This window comes from Natrinema gelatinilyticum, assembly GCF_024266705.1.
GTDB lineage: Archaea > Halobacteriota > Halobacteria > Halobacteriales > Natrialbaceae > Natrinema > Natrinema gelatinilyticum.
Genome location: NZ_CP100757.1, coordinates 1,180,428 through 1,204,662, shown reverse-complemented (window position 1 = coordinate 1,204,662; position 24,235 = coordinate 1,180,428). Strand labels below are relative to the sequence as shown.

19 protein-coding genes and 4 pseudogenes are annotated in these 24,235 nt (G+C 56.3%); 13 read left to right on the top strand and 10 right to left on the bottom strand.

Features of this window, described 5'->3' with window-relative positions:
- Nucleotides 1–445: 445 nt before the first annotated feature.
- Nucleotides 446–1,618, bottom strand: a complete 1,173-nt coding sequence (locus tag NJU76_RS23680) for an ISH3 family transposase (RefSeq protein ID WP_254532891.1) — start codon at nt 1,616–1,618, stop codon at nt 446–448.
- A gap of 126 nt (nt 1,619–1,744) precedes the next feature.
- Nucleotides 1,745–2,983 (bottom strand): MFS transporter, encoded by a 1,239-nt coding sequence (locus NJU76_RS23675; protein WP_254532890.1) that lies wholly within the window; start codon nt 2,981–2,983, stop codon nt 1,745–1,747.
- 250 nt (nt 2,984–3,233) lie between these two features.
- On the opposite strand from NJU76_RS23675, the gene NJU76_RS23670 reads away from it, so the two are divergent.
- The 3 genes from NJU76_RS23670 to gdhB all read left to right on the top strand — a co-directional run bounded on the left by NJU76_RS23670 (nt 3,234) and on the right by gdhB (nt 7,674).
- On the top strand, nt 3,234–6,107 hold the full coding sequence (locus NJU76_RS23670) for a bacterio-opsin activator domain-containing protein (protein ID WP_254532889.1): 2,874 nt from the start codon (nt 3,234–3,236) through the stop codon (nt 6,105–6,107).
- A 116-nt stretch (nt 6,108–6,223) separates the two neighbouring features.
- A complete protein-coding gene (locus tag NJU76_RS23665; protein WP_254532888.1) occupies nt 6,224–6,367 on the top strand; it encodes a rubrerythrin-like domain-containing protein in 144 nt (47 codons plus the stop codon).
- Nucleotides 6,368–6,369: 2 nt separating this feature from the next.
- Nucleotides 6,370–7,674 carry a glutamate dehydrogenase GdhB gene (gene gdhB, locus NJU76_RS23660; protein WP_425604317.1) on the top strand — a complete coding sequence of 435 codons (1,305 nt, stop codon included), beginning with the start codon at nt 6,370–6,372 and terminating at the stop codon, nt 7,672–7,674.
- 132 nt (nt 7,675–7,806) lie between these two features.
- On the opposite strand, the pseudogene NJU76_RS23655 reads toward gdhB, so the two are convergent.
- Nucleotides 7,807–8,029: pseudogene (locus NJU76_RS23655) on the bottom strand (DMT family transporter); the annotation flags it as partial.
- A 92-nt stretch (nt 8,030–8,121) separates the two neighbouring features.
- Here NJU76_RS23655 and NJU76_RS23650 point away from each other — a divergent pair.
- The 3 genes from NJU76_RS23650 (at nt 8,122) to NJU76_RS23640 (ending at nt 11,493) form a co-directional block, all read left to right on the top strand.
- Nucleotides 8,122–9,105: an endonuclease/exonuclease/phosphatase family protein gene (locus tag NJU76_RS23650; RefSeq protein ID WP_254532887.1), complete on the top strand. Its 984-nt coding sequence runs from the start codon at nt 8,122–8,124 to the stop codon at nt 9,103–9,105.
- A 711-nt stretch (nt 9,106–9,816) separates the two neighbouring features.
- Nucleotides 9,817–10,653 carry an MBL fold metallo-hydrolase gene (locus tag NJU76_RS23645; protein WP_254532886.1) on the top strand — a complete coding sequence of 279 codons (837 nt, stop codon included), beginning with the start codon at nt 9,817–9,819 and terminating at the stop codon, nt 10,651–10,653.
- A 414-nt stretch (nt 10,654–11,067) separates the two neighbouring features.
- Nucleotides 11,068–11,493, top strand: a complete 426-nt coding sequence (locus NJU76_RS23640) for a universal stress protein (RefSeq protein WP_254532885.1) — start codon at nt 11,068–11,070, stop codon at nt 11,491–11,493.
- 182 nt (nt 11,494–11,675) lie between these two features.
- Here the strand turns inward: NJU76_RS23640 and NJU76_RS23635 are convergent, their stop codons facing one another.
- Nucleotides 11,676–12,668: an MBL fold metallo-hydrolase gene (locus NJU76_RS23635; RefSeq protein WP_254532884.1), complete on the bottom strand. Its 993-nt coding sequence runs from the start codon at nt 12,666–12,668 to the stop codon at nt 11,676–11,678.
- A 168-nt stretch (nt 12,669–12,836) separates the two neighbouring features.
- Between NJU76_RS23635 and NJU76_RS23630 the strand changes: the two genes are divergently transcribed.
- From NJU76_RS23630 to NJU76_RS23610, 5 genes and pseudogenes are all read left to right on the top strand, one after another.
- Nucleotides 12,837–13,262, top strand: coding sequence for a universal stress protein (locus NJU76_RS23630; protein ID WP_254532883.1), 426 nt, complete (start codon nt 12,837–12,839; stop codon nt 13,260–13,262).
- A pseudogene (locus NJU76_RS23625) lies at nt 13,258–13,647 on the top strand (transcription initiation factor IIB); the annotation flags it as partial. The gene NJU76_RS23630 and the pseudogene NJU76_RS23625, both read left to right, overlap by 5 nt.
- Nucleotides 13,648–13,682: 35 nt before the next feature.
- On the top strand, nt 13,683–14,852 hold the full coding sequence (locus NJU76_RS23620; RefSeq protein WP_254532882.1) for an ISH3 family transposase: 1,170 nt from the start codon (nt 13,683–13,685) through the stop codon (nt 14,850–14,852).
- 183 nt (nt 14,853–15,035) lie between these two features.
- Nucleotides 15,036–15,341: pseudogene (locus tag NJU76_RS23615) on the top strand (transcription initiation factor IIB 2); the annotation flags it as partial.
- Between the two features lie 433 nt (nt 15,342–15,774).
- Nucleotides 15,775–17,052 (top strand): RNA-guided endonuclease InsQ/TnpB family protein, encoded by a 1,278-nt coding sequence (locus NJU76_RS23610; protein ID WP_254532881.1) that lies wholly within the window; start codon nt 15,775–15,777, stop codon nt 17,050–17,052.
- A gap of 1 nt (nt 17,053) precedes the next feature.
- Here the strand turns inward: NJU76_RS23610 and NJU76_RS23605 are convergent, their stop codons facing one another.
- Nucleotides 17,054–17,500, bottom strand: a complete 447-nt coding sequence (locus NJU76_RS23605; RefSeq protein ID WP_254532880.1) for a universal stress protein — start codon at nt 17,498–17,500, stop codon at nt 17,054–17,056.
- A 163-nt stretch (nt 17,501–17,663) separates the two neighbouring features.
- Here NJU76_RS23605 and NJU76_RS23600 point away from each other — a divergent pair, with 163 nt between their 5' ends.
- Nucleotides 17,664–18,101 (top strand): universal stress protein, encoded by a 438-nt coding sequence (locus tag NJU76_RS23600; RefSeq protein WP_254532879.1) that lies wholly within the window; start codon nt 17,664–17,666, stop codon nt 18,099–18,101.
- Nucleotides 18,102–18,331: 230 nt separating this feature from the next.
- On the opposite strand, the pseudogene NJU76_RS27240 reads toward NJU76_RS23600, so the two are convergent.
- Nucleotides 18,332–18,496, bottom strand: a pseudogene (locus NJU76_RS27240) (Hsp20/alpha crystallin family protein); the annotation flags it as partial.
- A 73-nt stretch (nt 18,497–18,569) separates the two neighbouring features.
- Between NJU76_RS27240 and NJU76_RS23595 the strand changes: the two are divergent.
- The gene (locus NJU76_RS23595; RefSeq protein ID WP_254532878.1) at nt 18,570–18,728 is read left to right on the top strand and encodes a hypothetical protein; all 159 of its coding nucleotides are present in this window, start codon (nt 18,570–18,572) and stop codon (nt 18,726–18,728) included.
- Between the two features lie 623 nt (nt 18,729–19,351).
- Here NJU76_RS23595 and NJU76_RS23590 read toward each other — a convergent pair.
- The 4 genes from NJU76_RS23590 to NJU76_RS23575 form a co-directional block, all read right to left on the bottom strand.
- Nucleotides 19,352–20,059: a class I SAM-dependent methyltransferase gene (locus tag NJU76_RS23590; RefSeq protein ID WP_254532877.1), complete on the bottom strand. Its 708-nt coding sequence runs from the start codon at nt 20,057–20,059 to the stop codon at nt 19,352–19,354.
- A 299-nt stretch (nt 20,060–20,358) separates the two neighbouring features.
- Entirely contained in the window at nt 20,359–21,714 is a 1,356-nt protein-coding gene (locus tag NJU76_RS23585) for a sulfatase family protein (protein ID WP_254532876.1), read from the bottom strand.
- 363 nt (nt 21,715–22,077) lie between these two features.
- Nucleotides 22,078–22,803, bottom strand: a complete 726-nt coding sequence (locus NJU76_RS23580; RefSeq protein WP_254532875.1) for a DUF2270 domain-containing protein — start codon at nt 22,801–22,803, stop codon at nt 22,078–22,080.
- 422 nt (nt 22,804–23,225) lie between these two features.
- Nucleotides 23,226–24,086 (bottom strand): metallophosphoesterase family protein, encoded by an 861-nt coding sequence (locus NJU76_RS23575; protein ID WP_254532874.1) that lies wholly within the window; start codon nt 24,084–24,086, stop codon nt 23,226–23,228.
- Nucleotides 24,087–24,235: the final 149 nt, after the last annotated feature.

Below are 24,235 nucleotides of genomic sequence, written 5' to 3'. Positions count from 1 at the left end.
CCAGATGCATAGGACAGAAACCGCCTGCTAAGTTCTGTTCAAGAAGCATTGCAACGCCCGACGTTAGCAGGGTAACGAAATCATCGGGGGTGTGACTCGAGAACCCGGACCGTCCTAACGACGTTATCCCGTGATCTTCGTCAAGCCTAGTGCTGGCCGTATTGTGGAATTTCGACTCAACTTGGTCACAGCTCATCGGATTCGTCAGATGGACTTGGAAGGCACCCTTCTTGACCATGTGAGTAATGCCAAAATCGGTACTTCCCGAACGTCGCTTCGTGAACTGTGCTGAGTCATGGACGAACGGAGTGAATGCCGTGTGGTAACTGAGTGAACAGGAAATAGAATCCACGGATGAGGAGAAGTAAAGTAAGAAGGCTGAGATACGCTGTTCTAGACGAATGCTGTTGCTCACCAGGAGCTTGCCCAAGGCCGCGGGCTGGCGTCAGCCCGCGGCCGGCGCGTATGCTTCTGGCACACCTGTTCCGTTCATCTCGATCTCCCAACTCCGCTCTAGCTCTTCCTCTAATGCATGTCTGATCCAGTCAGAGAAGGTCTTGAACGTGAATTCCTCGGGCAGGTCGCGCCCGCCCCGCTGGGGGCGGGCGACGACCGCCCATCGAAGCACAAGCCAGAGGTTCTCCAACAGGAATCCAACCAGGACGAACGCGAAGCGGATGATTGGGTCTTGTGTCGTCGTCACCACTCGTGCTTGGCGAAATACACGGTAGCTCGTTTCGATCGCTGACCGTTTCCGATAGAGTCGTTCGACTTGTTTCGGCGTACGATCGGCTAGATCGCACGCCACATAGCCTCGAACGACCTCGCCGCTTTTCCCGCGATCTCCGGCGTGATATGACACAGCGACCGCGAGCGGGAACTGGAATTCCCGCTCGCGGCCTTTGTACATCCGATAGGTCGTCATGTACGAGCAGTGCGTATCCAGCTTCTTCCTCATGCGCTTGCCCTTCTTTTGGACGGGAACGACAGTCGCAGCAATCTCCCGTGAGCGGCGCAGAATACGTTCGTTGTAGAAGCCACGATCAGCCAAGAGCAACTCTATCTCGAAGGGATAGACTTCGACGCGGTCGAGGACGCGCTCGACCGCGTCGGCCTCTTTCTCATCACTACGGACGTACGTCATCGCCAATGTCACTGGCTTTCCGTTCGAGACGAGATACGCCGTGCAGTACCGGTGGCACGTCGTTGTTCCGTCTTTTGCGTGCATGCGGCAGAGTTCACCTTCTTCATCGGCGTACGTTCCGTGGTAGGGGTTATCGACGAAGTCAATGGAGACGATCCTCGACCGATCAGGGTCGAGGATCGTCATCGCCAACTCCTTGAGAAGGCGGTTAGCAACCCGCTCAAGCCACTCTCGGTTGAGCGTATGTAGCCAGTCCATGACAGTATCGTCACAGGCAGCGTTGTCGTTGTCCTTGCACGTCTCCCAGATGGATGTCTGGTTCACTGCTGCAAGAACCACGACAGCCCAGATATCGCCGGGATCGAGGGGCGAGCCCACGATCCCTGGCAAAGGGAGCTGGCAGATGACGTCTTCCGCTAAATCTTTCACGTCCGAGTCCGAAAGAACACCGTCTGGCTGAGGGGTTTTGAACACATTCACTCAACCAGACATCTTCCTCATCAGACCCACGCTTTAGCTTCAGCTCTCACACCAGTCGGGAAGTACCGAAAATGGGAAATTGAGAGACATTCAACGTGCAAAGCTACGATGAGAACTCAATTACGAGTAACCTGGTTCTGGTGCTCGCCATGCGACCGCAATTCCACAGATAGCGAGGAGCCCAGCGAGCAGGAACGCCGTATCGAACCCAGATACGTCGACAACGATGCCGCCTGCAATCGGGGCAAGAAACGCACCTGTCAATCCAACACTCGTCTGGAATGCGACCGCTGTCGCAGCGACCCGCGAATCGACGACCTCGCGGACGTACGTGAAGGACAAGCCCAGGGTCAGCTGAACAGCGAATCCGATGAGGACCAGGAGTGCAACGAGCAGTGGAAGTGACTGAAATCGCGTAAAGACGAGCACGAGCGGAGCAGCAACTGCGAAGGATCCAAGGACGATAGGTTGGCGACGACCACCAAAAACACGGTCAGACAGGAGTCCACTACTGATTCTGGAGACGACCCCAATCGCGGGGAACACTGCCACTGAGAACCCACTCACTGCCAGTGACAGTTCAAGTTCAGTCGTGAGATACGATGCGCCCCAGCTATTCACGAACAGGTATAACGAGTAGGCGAGAAAGCCAAGCAGCCCGACTGACCAGATCCTCCGGTTCCGGAGGACTGCGCCGAGTTCCTGAACCGAGGGAGCGTCTCCCCGTCTGGCCCCAAGCCCTCGACTTGCCGGCCAGAATACGACGAGGCCGACTACTGCGACCCCCGTAAACGCGAGGAAGATAACGGGCCACCCGAATCGATGAGCAATCAGTGGACCAGTTCCTTGACCAAGCGCGAATCCAATCGGGCCACTCGCGGTAAAAATTCCGACCGCTGTTGCGCGATTCTCGCTGGTCGCTGCCCGACTCACGATATCGATGCCAGCGTTCCAGACGACGACGTAGGCGATCCCACCGAGTGCTCGTGATGCAATCACCGATTGGTAGTCACCACGCTGTCCAGCGATCCATCCCCACGTTCCTGCGACAATGAGTGTAAGAACCGAAATTGTCATCGCATTCCTGGAATCCGTCCGGTCAAGCACCGCTCCAACTGGGAGACTTGCAATTACTGCGGTGCCGAACATGATTCCGACGAGGAAGCCTGCACTTGTCGGGCCGATATGTAGCGAGTCACGAATAAGTGGGGTAACACTCGCCGGGACGATTTCATAGGCTGCTAAGCCTGTTGAGATGAGACTCGTACCGGCAACGAGTCCCCATGTGGAGTAGCTCGTTTGCGTAACCGATCCTGCCTCGGGATCAGATGATTTGGATTCGTTTGTCTTGGTGGTCATTTCGTGAACATAGGATGAGGTCCGTTGATTCTTCAATCGAAAGTAGAAGAGGTTGTAGATTTGTTAATGGAATGTGGGCTAGCTTACGTATTAGGATGGTTACCTCCAATGGTTGGATAGAAAACCTCTTTGGAGTCGTGGGGTTATATAATACACTATCGGTAGCTATGTCCTTGAACACAGACCGACGACATTGGCCACAATCTCGAGATGATGCTAAGCTTCGTGTGCTGAAGCACTTTGGATACAAATGACATCCGATCAGGCGATTCTTGATTCGGCGAGCCTTCTGATCGTCGGGAATACCGCATGGACTGGACAATTCGCACAGACACTCGAAACACGTACAGAGGCGACAGTGCAACGGGTCGTGACCAAAGAAGAGGCACATGATGTGGTCCGAACTGAAGCGATTGACTGTATCGTTAGCGAATATACGCTCGAAGATGCGACAGGGATCGAATTAGTTCGTGAGGTTCGTAGCACCACTATCAGTCTCCCTACTATACTGACCACTCGTTCCGGAAATGAGACAATCGCCAGTGAATCTATCCGCGCGGGCGTCACCGATTACGTCGCCCTCACAGATTCCATCAGGCAGGAAATGGAAGAACTTCTAGAGCGAACAGAACAGGCAATTCGGACTGCACAGCGTACAGCGACCCAACGGGAGCGTGCCAGACAATTTGACGCCATCTTCAACGACTCTCGCACGGCAACCTGGGTTCTTGATCCACAGGGTACACTTGTTCGCTTGAATCAGACGGCCCGTGACATGGTTGATGAGCCTGTTGATACACTCGTCGGTGACCCGTTCTGGGCACAGCCTTGGTGGACTCGCTCAGATGGTACGCAGACAGACGTTAAACAGATCGTAGAGAAGGCCCAGAATGGCAGGTTTGGGAACGCGGTAATTACACAATCCCCAGACATCGATGACCCGCGGGTCATCGATCTCTCAGTTCGCCCCGTTGAAAGCGAAAGAGGCGATCTCGTCTCGATCGTCGTCGAGGGTGTCGACATCACTGAACGAGTCGATCTGGAGCAAAATTTGCGTGCGTCCGAGAAACTCCATCGTGTCACCCTCAGTAACATGACCGACACGATCCTCATCACGAACGAAGATGGTGAATACACCTACGTTTGTCCGAACGTCCACTTCCTCTTCGGCTACACAGCTGAGGAGATTTACGAGATGAAGACGATCGACGAACTACTCGGTGAGGATCTCTTCAATCGCGCCAAACTGGCAGAGGAGGGCGTGTTAAAAAACATAGAATGCACGGCAACCGACAAGGCCGGCCGAGAACACACACTCTTAATCAACGTTCAGAAAGTCTCAATTCAAGACGGCACCTTCCTCTATAGCTGTCGAGACATCACGAAACGAAAACAGCGCGAAGAGGCGTTGACAACGCTTCAGGAGACGACACGCGACTTCTTGTACGCTGAAACACATCAAGAAATCGCACAACATATCGTCGATGATACCCCAGATGTCATCAATCTTGATGCGAGCGCTGTCTATCTTTTTGATGCTGACACCAACGATCTTCGACCAGCTGCTCATTCAGCACGGATGAAAGAACTGAACGGTCCACTACCGACCGTTCATGCAGATGGCGAATCGCTTGTGAGTTATAGCTTCGTCGAGAACAATCCACTGTTCTTTGACGATGTGCATGACGCTGACCGGCTCAGAAACCAGGCAACAGATTTCCGTAGTGCAACATACATTCCACTCGGGGAACATGGTGTATTCGTCGCCGGCTCAGACACCATCGGTGCATTTGATGAGATAACCCGTGAACTTGCAGACTTGCTGGCGGCAACGGCTGAAGCGGCTCTCGATCGAGTAACTCGTGAATCCAGACTTCGAGAACAGGACCGAAAGCTCCAGCAACAGAATGAGCAGCTCAGCCAACTGAATCGAATTAATGAAACGATTCGAGAAATCGACCAGGCTGTCGTCCAGGCTGAAACCCGGGAGGAAATTGATCACACCGTCTGCGAGTTGCTGACTGACGACGATCGTTTCCGGTTTGCATGGATTGGAGCAGTGGATTCACCGGCTGAGGCTATCGAACCGCGAGTGTGGGCAGGTGATGGGCAAGGATATCTAGATAGCCAGTCGTTCTCTGTGAACACGTCGAATGCCGAGCCAGCGGAGCAGACTGCAGCGACTGGAGAGGTGACGATGATACCAAATGTCGCTACTGGACTCCACGATGATCCATGGCGCAAGGAGGCCCTCGCTCGAGACTACCTCTCAGTATTAAGTATTCCACTAGTGTATAACGATCTCTCACACGGTATCCTAACGGTGTACGCTCGGAGCCGGAATGCATTCGATGAAACGACACAAGCAGTTATGGCAGAACTCGGTGAGACGGTCGCATCAGCTCTCAGCGCCATTGAGCGAAAGAATGCCTTACTTACGACATCGATGACCCGGGTTGAGTTTACTATCGACGATCCCTCGTTCGTGTTGACACGGCTGGCTCGAGACACGGATTGTAGACTGTCATACCACGGTGGCGTCCAACAAACTAGTGACGGGCGCTACGTGTTCGTAACCGTCGAAGAGGGTACTACCGACGAAGTCAAGAGCGCCGCCGCCAATCTCGTCGCAATTGATAAAGTACAGACGATTAGCCATGATGGGGAAGGTAGCGTCTTACGGTTACAGCTATCACAACCGTTTTTGGCCTTAGAATTAGCAGACCATGGAGCTGTTTTCCGGGAAGCCACAGCCGGTCCAACAGCGACAACCTTGGTTATCGATGTCCCAGGGAGTATTGTCGTGCGAAATATCCTGCAACTCGTCCGTGAGACGTTTTCAGGCGTTGAATTGCGTTCTAAACAAACTCTCGACCACGCGGCTGAATACGATTTGTATTCGAGATTCCTGGACGAATTGACTGAGCGACAGTTAGAAGTCATTCAGACGGCCCACTACAGTGGGTTCTTCGAATCACCGCGACGAAGTACTGGGGAAGAGGTCGCCGAGACGTTAGATATCTCTTCGACGGCCTTCTATCGACATACTCGGACAGTCCAGCGAAAACTGTTCAGTACATTGTTCGAAGAAAGCAATCATTCACTCGCTCAACTCAAGGGTTGACTATCACACCCTCGATTGACAGGCAACGTGTGATAACGAACTATCGAATATTCCCTTATACACCTATTATAATTAGTAGAGTGCCTGCTCCAATTCCCGGCACTCGTGAACCCACAATGAAAGATGTCGAAATTGACCTTGACGAAGAATCTCCGTACGAGTGCTTTGAGTGTGGCAAGATCGTTATCGTTGAAAACACCCCGAGTCAGTGCCCCGACTGTGGTGGGCCGATGCGTAATCGCCGAGTATCCCTCGAATAAGTATGGCATCACAATCCAGTCCCGTCATGGACGAAGAGACGGTAACAGGGTCTGAGCCAACCGAAGTTGAATCCGCTCTGGAAACTGCCCGTCGCCAGTTACAGCACGCTGCGGATCACCTCGACATCGATCCGAATATCGTCGAGCGTCTCAAGTATCCGAAGAAAGTTCACGAAGTTACGGTCCCGATCAAACGCGATGATGGGAACGTAGAGGTATTCACCGGCTATCGGGCTCGACACGATAGCGTTCGTGGGCCGTATAAGGGTGGCCTCCGCTACCATCCAGATGTCACGAGGGACGAATGTGTCGGCCTCGGAATGTGGATGACGTGGAAGTGTGCCGTGATGAATCTCCCCTTTGGCGGGGCGAAAGGCGGTGTTGCTGTCAATCCGAAGGAACTGAGCGACGACGAGAAGGAACGACTCACACGGCGGTTCGCCGAGGAAATTCGGGGAGTGATCGGCCCGACTGTGGATATTCCCGCACCAGACATGGGGACAGATCCCCAGACGATGGCATGGTTGATGGACGCCTATTCGATGCAGGAAGGCGAAACCGTTCCGGGGGTCGTAACCGGGAAGCCACCGGTTGTCGGCGGGAGTGAAGGGCGTGACGAAGCACCTGGTCGAAGTGTCGCCATTATCGCTCGAGAAGCAATCGAGTATTACGAGAAGGATGTGAAAGAGTCGACCGTCGCTATCCAAGGATATGGGAGCGTCGGATCGAATGCCGCACGGCTCCTCGATGATTGGGGTGCAAATGTCGTAGCGGTAAGCGACGTCAACGGAGGCATCTACGATGCGAACGGCCTCGACACACACACAATTCCATCACACTACGAGGAGCCGGAGGCTGTGATGGGGTACGACGCACCGGAAACCGTTACCAACACAGAGTTGCTCGAACTCGACGTAGACGTCCTCATTCCCGCTGCGATTGGAAACGTCCTCACAGCCGAGAACGCCAATGATGTGATGGCAGATATCATCGTTGAGGGCGCTAACGGTCCGATAACGAGCGCAGCCGACCAAATCTTCACGGAACGAGCAATCCCGGTCATCCCGGATATTCTGGCTAACGCCGGTGGTGTCACAGTAAGCTACTTCGAGTGGCTACAGGATATCAACCGTCGAGCCTGGTCGCTTGAACGCGTTCACAATGAACTCGAAGAAGAGATGCTGACGGCGTGGGAAGTCGTCAAAGACGAATATGACAGCCGTAAAGTAACGTGGCGAGATGCTGCCTACATCGTGGCACTCTCGCGGATCGCTGAAGCCCACGAAGCTCGAGGGCTCTGGCCCTAACGAGGAGTCTCCCCCCGATTAAGCGATCACAGACCCATCGACACTGCTCGAACAGGAATTTTCCGGGTATTTCGGGTGTCGTCTATCAGGTACGTAGAGGCGAGCGCATGCAAGCGAGTAGGCAGGGGCAGTTCACTGGCCATCAGAGACGAGGTGGAGGCCGACAATACCAAAGATAAATACGGACAGAAACGAGAGGCGAGTGGCGAACACTCGTCACTGGTTCGTCGAATAGCACGATGCCGAGCGAAGCAGTTTCCACGGCGCGGATCCCTGTCCAGACAACGTACGCGGTCCCGACCGGCAGATCCTGGACTACTATCGCGAGCACCACCAAAGGAGATGACGATGCGACGACACGACGACGGTAGGCGACGAGTGCCCGGTTACGGAAGTGTTTGGTCGTCGAAACCTTCACTTTCGTGCTCGGAGTACCTATGTGTGTAAATGTCACACGTCACCGACACGCCCCCACCGGAGATTCAAGAGGACCTCGACGGACTCGACGAAGCGCTCCACGGGTCGCTCCCCGAACGAACCCTCGACGACAACCTCCTGCTGGCGACGTGGAACCTCAAGGCCTTCGGCGGACTCACGGAGAAGTGGGTCGCTGACGAGGACGACAGTCCCAAGCGGGACCTCCACTCGATCCGGGTTATCGCCGAAATCCTCCGTCGCTTCGACGTCATCGCGATACAGGAGGTTTACGGTGACCTCAAGGCCCTCCGTCACACGCTGAAGGTTCTCGGATCGGACTGGGGGCTCGTCCTCACGGACACCACCCGGGGCCACCGCGGCCGGAACGAGCGGCTTGCCTTCCTCTTCGATCGGCGAAAAATCCAGATGAGTGGACTCGCCGGCGAACTCGTCATTCCGGATGAGTGGCTCGACCGCGAGGAACCGCTCGAACCCAGCGCGCTTCAGCGCCAGTTCGCCCGGACGCCATACGCAGTGAGCTTCCGGTGCGGTGGAGAGACGTTTATTCTCGTGACCTTGCACGTTCTCTACGGGGACTCGGTACACGAACGGACGCCGGAACTCCGGGCCATCGCACGCTGGCTGGACGAGTGGGCGCGGGACGTCAACTCGTGGGACCACAACCTGATCGCCCTCGGCGATTTCAACATCGACCGACACGGTGACGACCGCTACGAGGCGTTCACGTCCACGGGACTCCACGTGCCCGAAGACCTCCATCGGGTCCCCCGCACTATCTCCAGCGACTCCGCCCACCCGGATCGGGAGAAGTTCTACGATCAGATTGCGTGGTTTACGGAGGACAGAGACCGGCCGGCGCTGTCGCTCACGTACCGCCGAGGGGGCCACTTCGATTTCCGGGACGTCGCACTTCCCCGGCGGCGGCTGGAGCGGGATCAACTCGCCTGGCGGATCTCAGATCACTACCCGCTCTGGGCGGAGTTCGAATTGTGACTGTTCGCCCGACGGATGACGACAGCGTCGTCAACAACGCTCATCTATCACTGAGACGTACTACTTACCACGGTTACAGAGACCTCCCTACGGGTGCGACCGACACACGGTCCACTTCAAGAACTACGCGGACTTCTGGGGCAACTACGAGGGTCGCACGACGGGCGACGTGCACGCCGCCAGATCAGCGATACTGAAGCCGATTCGCCGTAGCCGACCTTTCTGATCACATTTCGTGATCTCGATCGAAATCAGACGTATCGGACTATCCATCAGCAACGACAGGAGTCGTCCGACGGACAGCACGTCCTCACTGACGTTCAGCTGAACGAAATGAACGGCAGGGGCAGGTGATTTTCGGGAGACTGCTCTTACACACCTGAAACACTGACTTCCTGACGGGTATCAGCGTGTGGAGTAGGCGCGAGTTCGGCGCGTCCTTTCGGCGGGTGCGGTGACCATCCCGTCGACGGCGTTCCCCGTAACGGCGGTCCTCGGAGAGTCCATGTAGCTCTTCTATGTACCTCTTCAAACCGTCCCATCAGCGAGCGCCAGCTAACCGATCTCGAGGTCCTCGTAGTCCAGCGATTGTTCAGAGCATTCCGGTCGTCCCTCGACACGCTATGACCCCACGAAACATCGTGAGTTGGGGTCGAGACGGTCCGCCGACAGGGTCGATCTTTTTTGCCCTCCAGCGACGTAGTCGAGACGATGAATGCGACGGACGAGTGGTACGAAGTCTCGAGGCTTACGGATCGGAGCTACCGCATCGTCGAGGGCGACGGATACGGACTCTTCCTGATCGAAGGCAGCGAACGGTCGGTCGTACTCGACGCAGGCATCGGAGTCGGCGAGTTGCGAACCTTGGCGGACGACCTGGTCGACACGCCGATCGAACTGGTGCTCACCCACACCCACTGGGATCACATCGGAGCGGCCGCCCAGTTCGACGACGTGTTCGTCGGGCCCGACGAACTCCCCGCGGACGGTCGCGTCGCTATCGACAGTCTGACCGACGAGTTCACCCAGCGGCCGGCGCGATTCAAGACCCGGTGGTTCGACGCTGGCAACGAGTTTCCCGACGACGTCGACCCCGACAAGTACACCGTCGAACCGTTCGACGCATCGCCGGCGCCAGTAGCCGAGGGGATCGATCTCGGCGACCGATCCCTCGAGATATACCACCTTCCTGGACACTCGCCCGGACACCTCGGCGTTCTAGACCCGGAAACGAACGTCCTCTACGGGGGTGACGTTGTTCACTTTGACCGGGGGCTATACGTCATGTTCGAAGACTGTAACCTCCAGGATTACCGCGAGTCGCTCGCCCGCCTCTGTGACTTGCGGGACGACGGCATCTTCGACGTTCTCACGACGAGTCACAACGAACCAATATCGGGCGAGGGGTTGTCCCTTCTCGACGACCTTCACCAGGGACTCGGGGAAATCCTCGAGGGGGAACGCGAGTACGAACTCGTCGAGACAGACTGGGGGGAGGCCCGCTCGTACCGGATCGGTCCCGCCGAAGTACTGACGAAAGACGACTAGTCGGCGGCGGTGTGATCTTCCACACGCCCAGTGAACCGCCTCGGAATCGGCCCACGAGAACTCGGCTCGTTCCGTCCGAAGAATCGGTCGAATGGGCCGTCACGTATCGAGTACATGCCGTTTCACACCGTCCGACTCGGCGATCACGTCGCGACCTTCGTCCTCCAGTAGACGGGACCCGCGACGGGGCACCGAAGATTGGACGAGATTCGGAATCGCACGCCAGAGAATTGAAAGCGGAGCGGTCACCGGTCCGTCTGACGGTATCGGTCTCTCGCTGCCCGACTTCGGGTCGCGTGATAGATCATTTCAGTGACTGTTTCGCGCGAACTCGATCCGAACGGCTCCCCAACCAGACGCGACAGATATTCGATGAATGGGTGACAATATATGCGACCGAAGACACGACCAACTATGGGACGAAATATCCTCGTTCCGATCGATCAGTCTGATCAGGCAACGAAGGCACTCGAGTACGCGCTCGAGGAGTACCCCGACGAACACATTACTGTGCTGCACGTTCTTCAACTCGATAGCACCGCCACGCACGGGGACGAAGGGTTCCTGTATAGAGATGAATTTCTCGAGCAATTACACGAGGCAAGTGAAGAACGGCTCGAGACGGCCCGAGAACATGCGGCCGAGCAGGGCATCGAAATCGACACCGAGCTCGTTCGCGGAGAACCAGCGCGGGCGATCACCGAGTACATCGAGAACAATGACATCGACCACGTCGTCATTGGGAGCCATGGGCGCTCTGGACCGACGCGGGTTCTCCTCGGGAGCGTCGCAGAAGCGGTAACGAGACGGGCGCCAGTTCCGGTGACGACAGTTCGGTAGATAGTTGGAGGTCCCTTCGACGACTCCGACTACCTGCACCGAAGAATATTGAAATCGGTTAAATCGTAATCATTACATGTAAAAATAGTGAATTTAAACCGTTCTTGCGACTCGAGCGTTTCCGTTAGCACGTGTACAGACCCTCTGGCTATCGTAGCCTCGATGTCGGATAGGCAGAAATCTCATTCATCTGATCTCGGAACGTCGTCGGTCGTCTCGAGTACGTACCGTTTCACACCGTCCGACTCCTCGATTGCGACGCGGTCTTCGTCCTCCAGGAGGTCGAGGTGACCGATGACCTCGGACATCCCGGGAAACATTTCGGTCGCCGGAAGGTCGGGGAACATGGTCTTCATGAGCTCGTACGCCGTCGCCGGTTCGTCGTCGGCGACGAGACCAGCGATTCGCTCCTTTCGGTCCTGATGGTGTGAGATCGTCTCTCGAATCGGGACCTGGAGATCTGGCATGGGATCACCGTGACCCCCGTAACCAACCGAGACGTCCATCGCGAGGACGGTTCGAAGCGACTCGAGATAAGTCGGCAGACTTCGGGTTCGCTCGTCGTCCGTGCCGGGGACGAGGGTGAGCAATGGGTTCGGGGTAATCTCGGGCAGGACGTGATCGCCGGTAAGCATCGCGTCTTCGGCAACCGCGTTGTAACAAATCGAACCTGGGGCGTGGCCCGGCGTGGATATGCACTCCAGATCGACGCCAATATCGACGACGTTCCCCTCGGCTAATTCGTCGGTAACGGTGACCGGGTCCTGATAATTCGTGTACGGCTCAGGAAGTTCGAGTACAGTGTCGACCGTATCCGCGGGCATCCCCATCGACAGGAGGAACGGTTCGAAAAACCGCTGTTCCGTCTCGAAGTACCCGATCGGGTCCGACAACTGTGCGGCGGCGTCCTCGTGGGCAAACACTCGTGCCCCCGATTCCTCGACGATCCGACCTGCAAGCCCGAAGTGATCCATATGGGGATGAGTAATAAGCACTCGGTCGACGTCGGCGATACGAGAGTCGATGCGAGCGAGCGCCGTTCGTAACTCTTCGTAAGACTCGTTAGTCGCTGGCCCGGGGTCGACGACGGTCAAACCCTCCTCAGTGAAGAGATAACAGTTCACTCGTCCGACGCTGAACGGCGTCGCGATCGGGACCCGCTCCAGTGTATCCATGTCCACACTATTCGCATTCAGTCACTTATACTGTTCACCGTGGGGTTGGGTTCCGCGGGCGTTCTACCGTGACACGGTGGAACGCCCAGTCCAACACGCTCTATCGCGTTACACTCCGACAACCTGACATATGGGTGATAATATGGATGTTGGGAGATAGTGTCAACTATGGTCCGAAACGTCCTCGTTCCAATCGATCAATCAGAGCAAGCGACGAAAGCCCTCGAGTACGCGCTTGCGGAGTACCCCAACGAACACATTACGGTACTGCACGTTATCCACCTCGCTCGAACCGAGATGGCCGGTAACGAGGGGTTCCTGTACCGGGACGAATTCCTCGAGCGACTGAACGCGGCGAGCGAAGAACGGCTCGAGACGGCCCGAGAACGTGCGGCCGAGCAGGGGGTCGAGATCGACACCGAACTCATCCGCGGGAGACCCGCCCGGGCCATTTCGGAATACGTCGAGGAAAACGACATCGACCACGTCGTCATCGGGAGCCACGGGCGCTCCGGGACGTCACGGGTTCTCCTCGGCAGCGTCGCGGAAGCGGTAACGAGACAGTCGCCGGTTCCGGTAACGATCGTTCGATAAGGACAGCTACGGCAAGACGCTCTCGAGTCGGAAACGCCAGCAGATGCAACGTCTTCGGACGTGGGACGAGCGATTCCGGACCGGAAATTCGAAAGAACGGAACCTCAAACAAGCCCTCGGTGAGATCGAACGAATGGGGAGTGCACTCAGCCTGAGCAAGTCTGTTAGCGAGACCGCTAGCGTGATCTATCGGCGCGCCCTCGAGGAGGACCTCCTTCCGGGCCGCTCGATCGAAGGCATCGCCTCTGCAGCGACGTACGCCGCTGCCCGGCAGGCCAGGATGTCTCGGACTATCGACGAGGTCACAGCCGTCAGCAGAGTCGACGAAATGGAATTCAAACGAGCGTACCGATACATCGTTCACGAACTCAACCTCAGTACTTCACAAAGCCGTTAGTTGAGAAGTCCGCTTGCTGAGTTGTGCCTAAACAAACAGAGCAAGCGGACAGTGACATCCACGAAGACCAGCTCCTTAACTTTCTCGTCAACGGTCTCACCGGTGCGTTTACGCTTGACCTCGGAGAGAACGCTGAAATCGACCCAGAGGACATTTTCGAGGTCCTCGTCGGCGCGACCGCCGACGGGACCTCGATCTCATCGCTTTGCGAGAAGAGTGAGGACGCGCCCTCTGGCAACGACGTTCTCTATCACTTGCGCACCAAGTTCGACCTTGAAACGGTCGAATCAACCGGAAACACGCTTCTCCAACAAGATGTCCTCGAAACGCTCCCTCAGCAGGTGGAGGTCGTCACAGACCTCCACCTGCGGCCCTACTACGGTGACGAAGACGAGACTAACGGCCTCTACTACAGCGAGGCCAAAGCAGGAACAACTGCGTTCCATGCTTATGCCACACTCTACGCACGTGTGAACAACAAGCGATACACCTTGGCGGTGCGCCGTCTCACCGACGGCGACACCGCCAGCGACGTCCTCGCTGAGTTCCTTGGACTGCTCAACAACTTCGATTTTGACGTCAAAGCGGTCTATCTCGACAGCGGCTTCTACGACGGCAAGTGTCTCACGTTACTCCAGGCACACAATTTCGCGTACATCGTTCCGGTGATCAAGTGGGGCAGCAAAATCAAGAACGAACTAAGCACGGGCTGGAGTCGTGAGATCACTCACGATCTCACGACGTCCTATGGCGAGAACGAGTGGACCGTCGAATTCCCGGTGATGATCGATTGTACCTGCAAGAACGGGCGGTACGGTGAGCATGGAGTGGCGCGTCACGGCTACGCCGTCGACGCGCCGTTTGTCAATGAACCTCGCCAGGCTCGATCCCACTACAGCAAACGCTTCGGGATCGAAGCGAGCTACCGCCTCACCGAATCAACGATCATCTCAACGACGACGCAAGATCCGGCGAGACGACTGCTGTTCGTTGTGTTGAGTCTCCTGCTCCAGAACGTCTGGCGGTACTTGCACTGGGAGTACGTGGCGACGCCCCGCCGTGGCGGGCGTCGCCTCTGGTGGTGGCCCTTCGAGGAGTTCGTCGACATGGTGACTCGGGCAGCGTGGACGGCCCTCGCAGCGCGTCGGGCCGTCCCCGCGAATCGGCCACCGGATGACCGCTTCCGCCGGTAACTGGTGACCGAGTACGCCCTCCCGATTAGTGGCAACACCGTCGCGTCGGCGGCTGATCGCCGCCGACTGCGACGGCTTCCCATCTCTTATCGTAGGAATAGATCTTCACAGCACAAATTCGGCCTCTGGTTCGTCGGTAACTCACGCTCCAACGTCAGTTAGCTGAGGATGCTTTGTGAGGTACTGAACCTCAAAGTCGAACCCGCCGATCCCGAGAGCTACGTCGGCAGATTCGTCTCGGGTCTCGGCCTCTCGGAAGAGGTCGAACGGCGTGCTCGCGAACTCCTTCGAGCCGGTAAAGAAAAGAATGCCGACGTTGGCAAGAGCCCGGTCGGACTCGCAGCCGCGGCCGTTTACGCCACAACGCTCGACATCAAGGAAAAAATCACCCAGGCGGACGTCAGTGAAGTGACCGACATGAGTGAGGTCACCATTCGAAACCGGTATCAGGAGCTTCTCGAGATCGACGAGCAGGCACGGACTGACTGATACGGTCTGCTGTAACGATTTGCCGGTGCAACCGCGACCGTCCTGCGGGTGTACCAGTAATAACTGACAGTAGTCCGTTTGAATCCCGGCAGCCGCGATCGAAAACCGCTTTCAGATCCGGTCTTGTTCCATCACAGGTGTGATGTTGTCCGTCTCGCACCTGCCGCTGGGCGACAGCCATTCTTTCTTTACAGCGTACGTAAGCTTGTACCTATATTCACACCTGAAACGTTCATGGGACAGAGCTCGGGTTACCCAGCCACGCAATCCATCATTTGTCGGTCGTTAGCTGAAAGAGAGGGTGCTAAGCCCCCGTCCTTGAGGAGCGACCGACGGGAGCGAGTAGGGCGGGGATACAGTACCCGCACGATCGTCACACACCCCTACTCACAAACACTTAATAAATTACACTCCATAGACGAAAACAAGTCGCATGGAGTACAGTCCACGATACCGTCTCTTTCCTACGACCACCCAACGGGAGAGTCTCGACTGGACTCGTGACACCGTGCGACAACTCTACAACCACGCCCTCCACGAATTCAACAAGATACCAGAAGACGGGGGGACGCTTCGACAGCGTGTCTGGCACGTCCGAGATGAACTGCCAGAACTCAAACAACAGTGGACTGACCTCAAACAGGTCTACTCCACCGTCTTGCAGAAAGCTGTCGAGCGTATCCGAACCAACATCACCAACCTCGGCACACTCAAAGCCAAGGGCTACGATGTTGGCTCGTTGAACTGGAAGTCACCGCGTGAGTATCGGAGTTTCACGTACCGGCAATCGGGCTTCGAACTCGACACGAAGAGTGGCCCGAGAGACCGAGCGATACTCCGACTCACAAAAGTTCGTGGTGAAACCATCGAAATCCCACTCCGACTTCACCGTGACCTTCCCGACCACGATACTATCAAAGAAGTCACGGTGAAGAAAGAACCCACAGGAGCGTGGTACGCCTCGTTCTGCATCAGCACCGACACGCCAGAGAAACCAGACCCAGCGGACATTGAGCCGGAAGACACGGTTGGGATCGACCTCGGCGTTCTCACCTTCGTCCACGATTCGGATGGACGGTCTATCGGACGTCTCGACCTGTCTGCGGAGCGTGAGCGCCTCGAGCGCGAGCAACGCGCTCTTTCTCGCAAGCAATACGAGTCGAACAACTGGGAGACGCAACGGCGTCGAGTCGCGACGGTCCATGCTCGTATGTCGAACAAAAAGCGAGACTATAAGCACAAACTCGCGCACTATTACGCCACCGAGCACGACGCCGTGTTCGTTGAGGACTTGAACGTGAAGTCGATGCTCGAAGCCAGTGGCAACGCTCGGAACAAGGCCGAGGTTGGCTGGCGAAACTTCAGTACGATTCTGAAACATCACGGTCGGAAGAACGAGTGTCACGTCATCGAAGTCGAACCGAGTGGCACGACAAAAGAGTGTGCATCGTGTGGCGTGGAGACTGAGAAGCCGTTGTGGGTCCGCGAACACTCGTGTCCGTCGTGTGGATTCGAATTGGACAGGGATTGGAACGCGGCGTTGAATATCCAGTCGCGTGGTCTGGAGAACCTAGGAGTGGTTCACTCCGAAGCAACGCCTGTGGAGACTGCGACCGCTGTGGATACTTCTGAAGTATCTGCAAGTCGCGTCGTCGAAGCAGGAAGCGCCGCCCTCAAGGAGTCGCCGAAGGCGACGAGTAGGGCGGGGTAGTTCACTTGTCGTGAATTCGAACAGTCAACACCGGAACGTCAGCCACTCGTATTACTTTCTCGGTCACGCTCCCAAGTAGGTATCTATGGAGGCCACGCCGTCCGTGGGTGCACATTACAATTAGATCGATGTTCGCTTCGTCGACGTACTCCACGATCGTCTCGTACGGTACTCCTATTCGAACGACCTTAATCACGTCCACTTCGTTTTGCCGTGCACACTCGCCAATGTCGCCGACGGCCCGTTTCGCTTCGCCTTCAAGCCGCTCCATCGTCGCTTCGAAATCGGACCTGTCCCCGATGTAACCGACTTCCAGCAGTTCGGCGGTGTCGATCACGTACAGGGCGTGTACGAACGCATCGTATTGCTGTGCAATATCGAGACCGTTGCTTATCGCTCGCTCGGTCCCCTCGCTGCCGTCAGTCGGAATGAGGATGTTTTTGTACATCGTCTCGCTTCTCGCACATCGGACTCAACAGGTTCGAAGGGTATAGCAGGTTGCGCTAGACTGAGTGGGGCATTTCGCAGCGACTCGGGTTTCGCAACGCCGACGTCGTGACGGTTGGCAGTTCGGGGATCGTTTTAATTGGCTCCGGGGAGAACTTGAAGCCATGAAGTTCCTCGTGGCCGTTGACGGCTCCGACGAAGCCGAAAACGCGCTCCAGTACGCCTCTGATATCGCGGCCGCGGTAGGAGGATCGATAACGGTGGTCCACGCCGTAAATCCCGCCGCCTACGACGAGGGAGGAAACGAACCCGTATCCACACTCTCAGAGGCAGAACAGCGACTGATCATCGAGAACATCGAGGACGCCGAACAACGGGGCTCTAACGTTCTCGATGACGCATTCGAGATCGTCGATGACGTCGAGGGAGAACTCCTGTACGGAGATCCAGTCACGGAAATCGCCGACTTCGCGGAGGCCGAGGGATTCGACGGAATCTACGTCGGCCACCGCGGGCGGACTGGACGTGCGGAACTACTGCTCGGCAGTGTCGCGAAATCAATCGTCGAGCGGGCTACCGTTCCGGTTACCGTCGTACGCTGACGCCAAAATCCCGTCGTGCCTCCGAAGAGTGAAAGCAGGAAATTTTCACCACTCAAATATCGAAATTTGCCAAATCACTACAGTCCTTCCATGGAATCCACCAACCGTCTCTTCAATGATTCTCATCACGTTCGGCGCGACGGTTCGACCGTGGGGCTGCTCGGGGCGAGGCGCTTGGACGCAACGACAATCCGCGATACGTTACCGGCGATCCGAGTATGTCCGTGGGATTACTGGACCACGATTTTGTTCCCGCCGGCTTTCGTCGGTTCCACTTTCGGCAGTGTGATCGTGAGTACGCCGTTATAGTACGCCGCCGAGACACCTTCTTCATCGACCGGGTCCGATAATCGAACGGATCGATTGATCGTCTTGTGCGCTCGTTCGCTCTTGAGATATAGTTCCTCCTGTTATTCAATCTCCTTCTCATTATTAAACGTTGCATCCGCGATCCGCACGTCGATTTCGTTGCGCTCAAAATTCCGGGATGTCCACAGTGAGGACGAACTCGTCGCCGTGATCGTGGAGAACGTATACGAGATTGAGCGACACGGCGAAATGCAGGTTCCAGTGTGTGTCTACGCGTCAGTACCGGTGCTCGAAGAACGAGATCTGACGCTCAAGTAAGCCAAAAACGTCGCCACGTTGCCCGGCACTCAGAAATTCTCGGTACTGCTTTCGGACGAGAACCGGGGACGGTCATACTACACTCTGTCGGTAGGAACAGAAATTCGACATGCGTGAACTTCACAGCCTGCTCCGCCGCAGCACAGAGCAGAAAACGACTGGTGAACTACTCCGCCCTCCCGCGCTCGGGCCTCCCCGGCCCTCGCTTGTTGAGGACGGAGCTTCCTGTTTCTGTGTCGGAACGTGCAGGAACAGATCCCACAGCGTCCACAAGACGCAGAGCGTCTCGTGCGGCCCGGCAGAACGCTGTTGGCGTTCTGGGGACGGTTCCAGACTCCGCAGGCGGCTTCCCGTTACGGGCGGTTCGGAGTGTCCCGCTCCTACCGGTTCGACACTCGGCCACAACCGACGATGCACGCTTGTTGTCGCGTTTGAACACCGCCGGAAGCGTGGTGAGCATCTTATTTTCATCTTCTACCGAAATGATAATAAGGGCGCCGATTCACACGAAACCAAGACGTGCGGGCGTTGTCTCCCCTCGCTGCTCGCGCCTTCGGCGCTCGCTGAGGAAGGGGGGTTAGCGCCCTCAATTACAGCTAAACCAGTGGTGCGGGAGACACTCATCACTCTGGGCGGGCCTTGATCGCGGTAACACTCCCGAGGAGTGCAGTGGACGACTCGACAATCGTGAGCGGGGACTGTGAGACCGTTTTGAGGGGGTTCTGATTCCAGCGGCAGCTGTGCTTTTCGAAGTGCGCATCGGCTCGCCAGTCCTGAAACCGGGCAATCGGGTCGACGCTGCTCCGGCCGTGTTCCAAGAGCAGGATCTGTCCATCTGGTGTACAGACCCTCCCCATTTCCGAGAGTGCCTCGGCAGGATCTGGGAACGTACACGTCGATAACGACGAGATGACCGTCTCGAAGCTATCGTTGGGGAACTTCATATCCTGGGCGTCCATCTCGTAGAACCTGGTCTCGCGCGGGTGGTCTTCGAGACGCTGCTCTGCCTTGGCCAACATTTCGGTACTGATGTCGATGCCGACGTACTCGCTGCCCGCCGGAAGGTACCGAGCGTTCGTGCCAACGCCACAGGCGACATCTAGGACACGACCACTGGCCGCGCCGAAGAGTCGCTGTCGATACCGGCCCGTAAGCAACCTGTTCAGCCAACTCATTCGATCGATCATCGCAGCTTGTTCCCGGTAGGTCTCCCGGACGTCAGCGATCGACTGTGGTGGGTGACCAGCGAACTCACGCGTATCTACGGTCGGCGAGCCGTCGTCTGTTGACGAATCCGATGTTGCGTCCTCGTCGGAGGTGATTTTGTCCATCGTATGTCTAGTTCCACACGGCGCACCGAGAAAGGGATACCGTCCATATTGTAACAAATTGTTACTCTGTAAAACCAGGGCTAGGACGACGTTTGACGTCTGAAATCGGACGAACACATCTCTCCACGGGGCGTCGTCTGGACCCAAGGCGTTGACGCTGGAGTGCGAATCGATGACGCGACGACGATCACCGTCCGTGGAACCGAAAAGGCCTACGACGTCGTGAATAAGATTGACACAGAGGATCCATTCAAACTATCTCTATTGACCTGAATCAATAGATTTTGCTAAGCCGAGCGTTAAGGGTCGTTGTGTGGCCACATCTGAATCTCGGCGTAGTCGCCTGGCTCGACAGGTCCGTCGAGCAGTGGGTCTTCTGTCCCTATCATCCACTCATATAACTGCTTCGAGAGGTCCATTCGCACGTCCTGATAGCGTGGTTCGTTCACTACGTTGTCGTCTTCTTGTGGTGCATCTCGAAGGTCGTACAGCTCTTCATATTTTCGTGTAGGAACACCATAGCTTTCACGGACCCCACGACCAGCCTCACTCGCGAATACATCTGTTGGAAGGTAGACCTTCGGGAGGCGCCAGAAGCTCCGAATGTATTTGTATCGATCCGTCCGGATTGCTCGAACTGGATTATACATGTCGTGCCAGGTCATTTCGGCGAAAATTCTGTCTCGTTCGTCGTAGTTGTCCCCGCTGTCGGTGATCATATCTGCAAAACTCCGCCCATCGAGATTTCCAGGAACGTCGACGGTCAAGAGATCAAGGATAGTTGGAAGAATGTCAACGTTGCTGAGGAGTTCGTCATATCGCTTACCGCCCTCGATGACGCCCGGATAATGCATTATGAGTGTCGCTTCGATTCCAGCATCGTAACAGGATCCTTTCGCACGGGGGAACGCGATGCCGTGTTCGCTCGTCACTATTACGAGCGTCTCGTCGATGATTGCAGCCTCCTCGAGTGCGTCGAGGATCGCTCCGACCGCTTCGTCGATGGCGTATACCATCCCGCGCATTTCCGCGAGATCTTGGCGAGTTCCCCGTCGGTCCGGAAGGTACGGGAGCGGTTGAATATCGTCTGGATCATCGGTATTATAATACTCGGCATCAAATCCGAACCGGCCATCTTCATCCTCAACTCGGTGGCACTCGAAGAATCCAATCGACGCGAAAAATGGAGTTTCGTATGCAGAGGTTTCGAGAACTGACGAAACAACCGACGCGACACTATGGGCTCGATTAGCTTGGTGGACTGCCGGCTTCACTCCCGGATAGAGGTTGCCTTCTGTGTGAACAAAATCATATTCGAGTCGATCCGTATCCTGAGTGATGTGCTGAAGACCGAACAGGTGTGTTTCATAGCCAATATCACTGAGGTACTGCGGTAATATACGTTCGTTATCGTGAAGTTCCCAACCGCCATGCGCCAGACCCATCAATCCATTCACATGGGGAAATCGTCCAGTCATAAGACTCCCACGACTGGGAGAACACTGAGGGGCACTCCCGAAATGTCGTTCGAATAGCGCACTATTATCCGCTAACTGATCGATTCGCGGTGTCTCGATGTCGATCCCGTAACAACCGAGGTACTGTCCGAAGTCATGTCCATGTATCAGCAGTATATTTGGCCATGAATCATCCATATAACCGGTGGATTACAACTCGCTAAATAACTATTGGCGTCAAACGACTACTTCGTGTATGCTCTGAGTACAGATCAGCAGTACACTTACTCCCGTAGTATGTGTCTACCTCGAGGGCACAGCAGCTATACAGCGTGAATCCGTGAGATGAACTGTTGGAGTACAACCACCATGGGGCGTGGCGAGCACAGCGGTCATCTCGACAACGACGGTGTGCTGGAGGGGAAGCCGGCTATCGTCCAACTCCTCGAGCAGAGCGTTTCCTCGAACTGTCAATATCCGCGATTGAAACTGTGAAAAGCCACTTCGATAGGGATTCGGTCCGTGACTCGAACCGTACTCCGGAGACCGACTACAGTTCCGTCACTCTCGATCCGAATCTTTCCATTTGCCTTCCTGTACCTCTTTTCGATCGAATTCCTCTTTCGAACGCCGAGGGTGTGGGCGAAACGCAATCCAAAGTATTCCGATGTAGAATGCTCCAACAGATGCGATCACGATGTATCCAGGGACTGATCCGATCGTGGCGTTGCTCACCCACGTTCCATCGCCCCCAAAGGTCGTAAGACGGAAGAGCCAAGCAGCGAGCAAGACGAATAATAACGCGAGGTATACTCGACGGAGTCGCCTCGACAGTGCCTCTAAATACGGTGTTTTCAAGGTCGGATTGCGGAAATCTTCGCTGAGTTCACGTCTCCAATTCCGGTGCTCGACACCCTGTGATGGATCGAGTGCGTTTGCGATCAAGTTCTCTTGGAGGAGCCGAACTCGTGCGCGATAGATGTCGTAGTCCTGGTATCGACGGGCCTCGATTACGAGAAAAATGGCGACAACGACAATACCGGCGAGCAACACGGCAGGCGTCCCGCTCGTCGAAAACCCGTAAGCGAGCAACCCAGCAAGAATCATCACCGCCCATTTGGTCGTCTCATCCAAGCGCTGGCGCCACGTCGTGACGCGACTCATCTCACCGCGATAGCAGTGAGCCATCACCGACCCGAGCCCCGTGCTCTGATCGACCATCTCACGGCCAATTTCCCGCTCTTCAGGCGCCTCTGGATCGAAATCTTGTGCCTCGTCAGTACTCATATCACCAACTTCGTTACCATCCCTCTTAAACAGGAATCGGCTTTCCTGTCGTGGAAGGAATTTTATAGGTAGTTGAGGCAACGGCTACAGGGCTTGGTTCCGAGACGGTTCACAGAAATTCGAGGCGGTTGACGGGCATGTTCAAATATCACACAGTGGATCACAGAGTTGTGCAATGTTCTGCCGTGTTGATTAGCTCCTTCTGACCGGAGATGAAGCAACGCCGGTTCTGAGGCCCCTCACGTCAGCAGTTCACAAGGCAACTCCAGCGGTGGCTCCTCACCAAACCACTGTTATTCAACAGAGAAGTATTTCGCGGTCACGACGAGGTGCTTCGACTTTCCTGTCGATAGCATCGAGGGACGGTTGAACGCATTCTCTTCGTGATGTGGGTGGTCAAAACCATTTAAATAGAGATTCACTTACTCGACCGGTGATTCGACATCGGTGATCGAAACGTCCTCTCCCTCAAGTGTCACGGCGTAGGCACTCCGGGAACCCGCATTGAGACAGGTCGTCCCGGCGACAGTCTCGACACCCTCACGCTCATGGATATGGCCGCATGCGACGAACGAGATATCGTGTCTGATGAGTACGTTTTTGAGCGCGATCGATCCCCAGTGGCGGCCGCCGATGCGTGGGACGGACTTCGTGATGCGATCGAGCGAGGTGTCGAACGGCGGGACGTGGGTAAGCACGATCCGTCTAGCACTCGCCTCGGCCTCGGTCACGAGCGACTGGAGCGTCTCGTACCGGTCGGTGTAGGTAGCGAACTGGCTCTCGAACTCGCCAATTCGGTCGCCCAATTCGGCGGGAATCGCGTCCGCCTCGCTGCAACCGGCACGGTCGAGCGTCCGCTCGAGCCAGGCGTCCGGATCGTCCGCTTCGGCCACTGCTTCGGGATCGTATCGGACCTCGGGGCCGTCGTCGAACCTCTCGCTTCCAAGACCGACCACGTGATACCCTTCGAGCGCACACGTCTCGCGATGAACGTTCCGTACCTGCGTCGTCCCACGGATTAGGTCTGTGTGCCGACGGTAGTCGTGGTTGCCGGGGACGGTCAAGACCGGAACGCCGAGATCGTCCAGTCGTCGAAAGAACACTCGCGCCTCCTCGACGCCGACCAGTTCCTCCTGTTGCGGTTTTCCGTCCGTCAGGGTCACACGGGAATGAGCTACGTCACCGACGGTGAGGACCGCGTCGAACCGGTCCCACGACGGGTGTGGGTCGACGACGAATCCGTCCTCACCGAGATGGAGGTCACCGAGTACGAGCAGCTGCATTCGAAATCACGTCGAACAAACGACACCCTGTGTCTTAATACCGCGTCTGGGTCGCCGAGTTTTTCCGAACTTGCGGCCGATATGCGATGGCAGTACCGTGGTCTCCGTCGACGGTCCGACCAGTCGATTCGCAGTACGGTCACGGACGG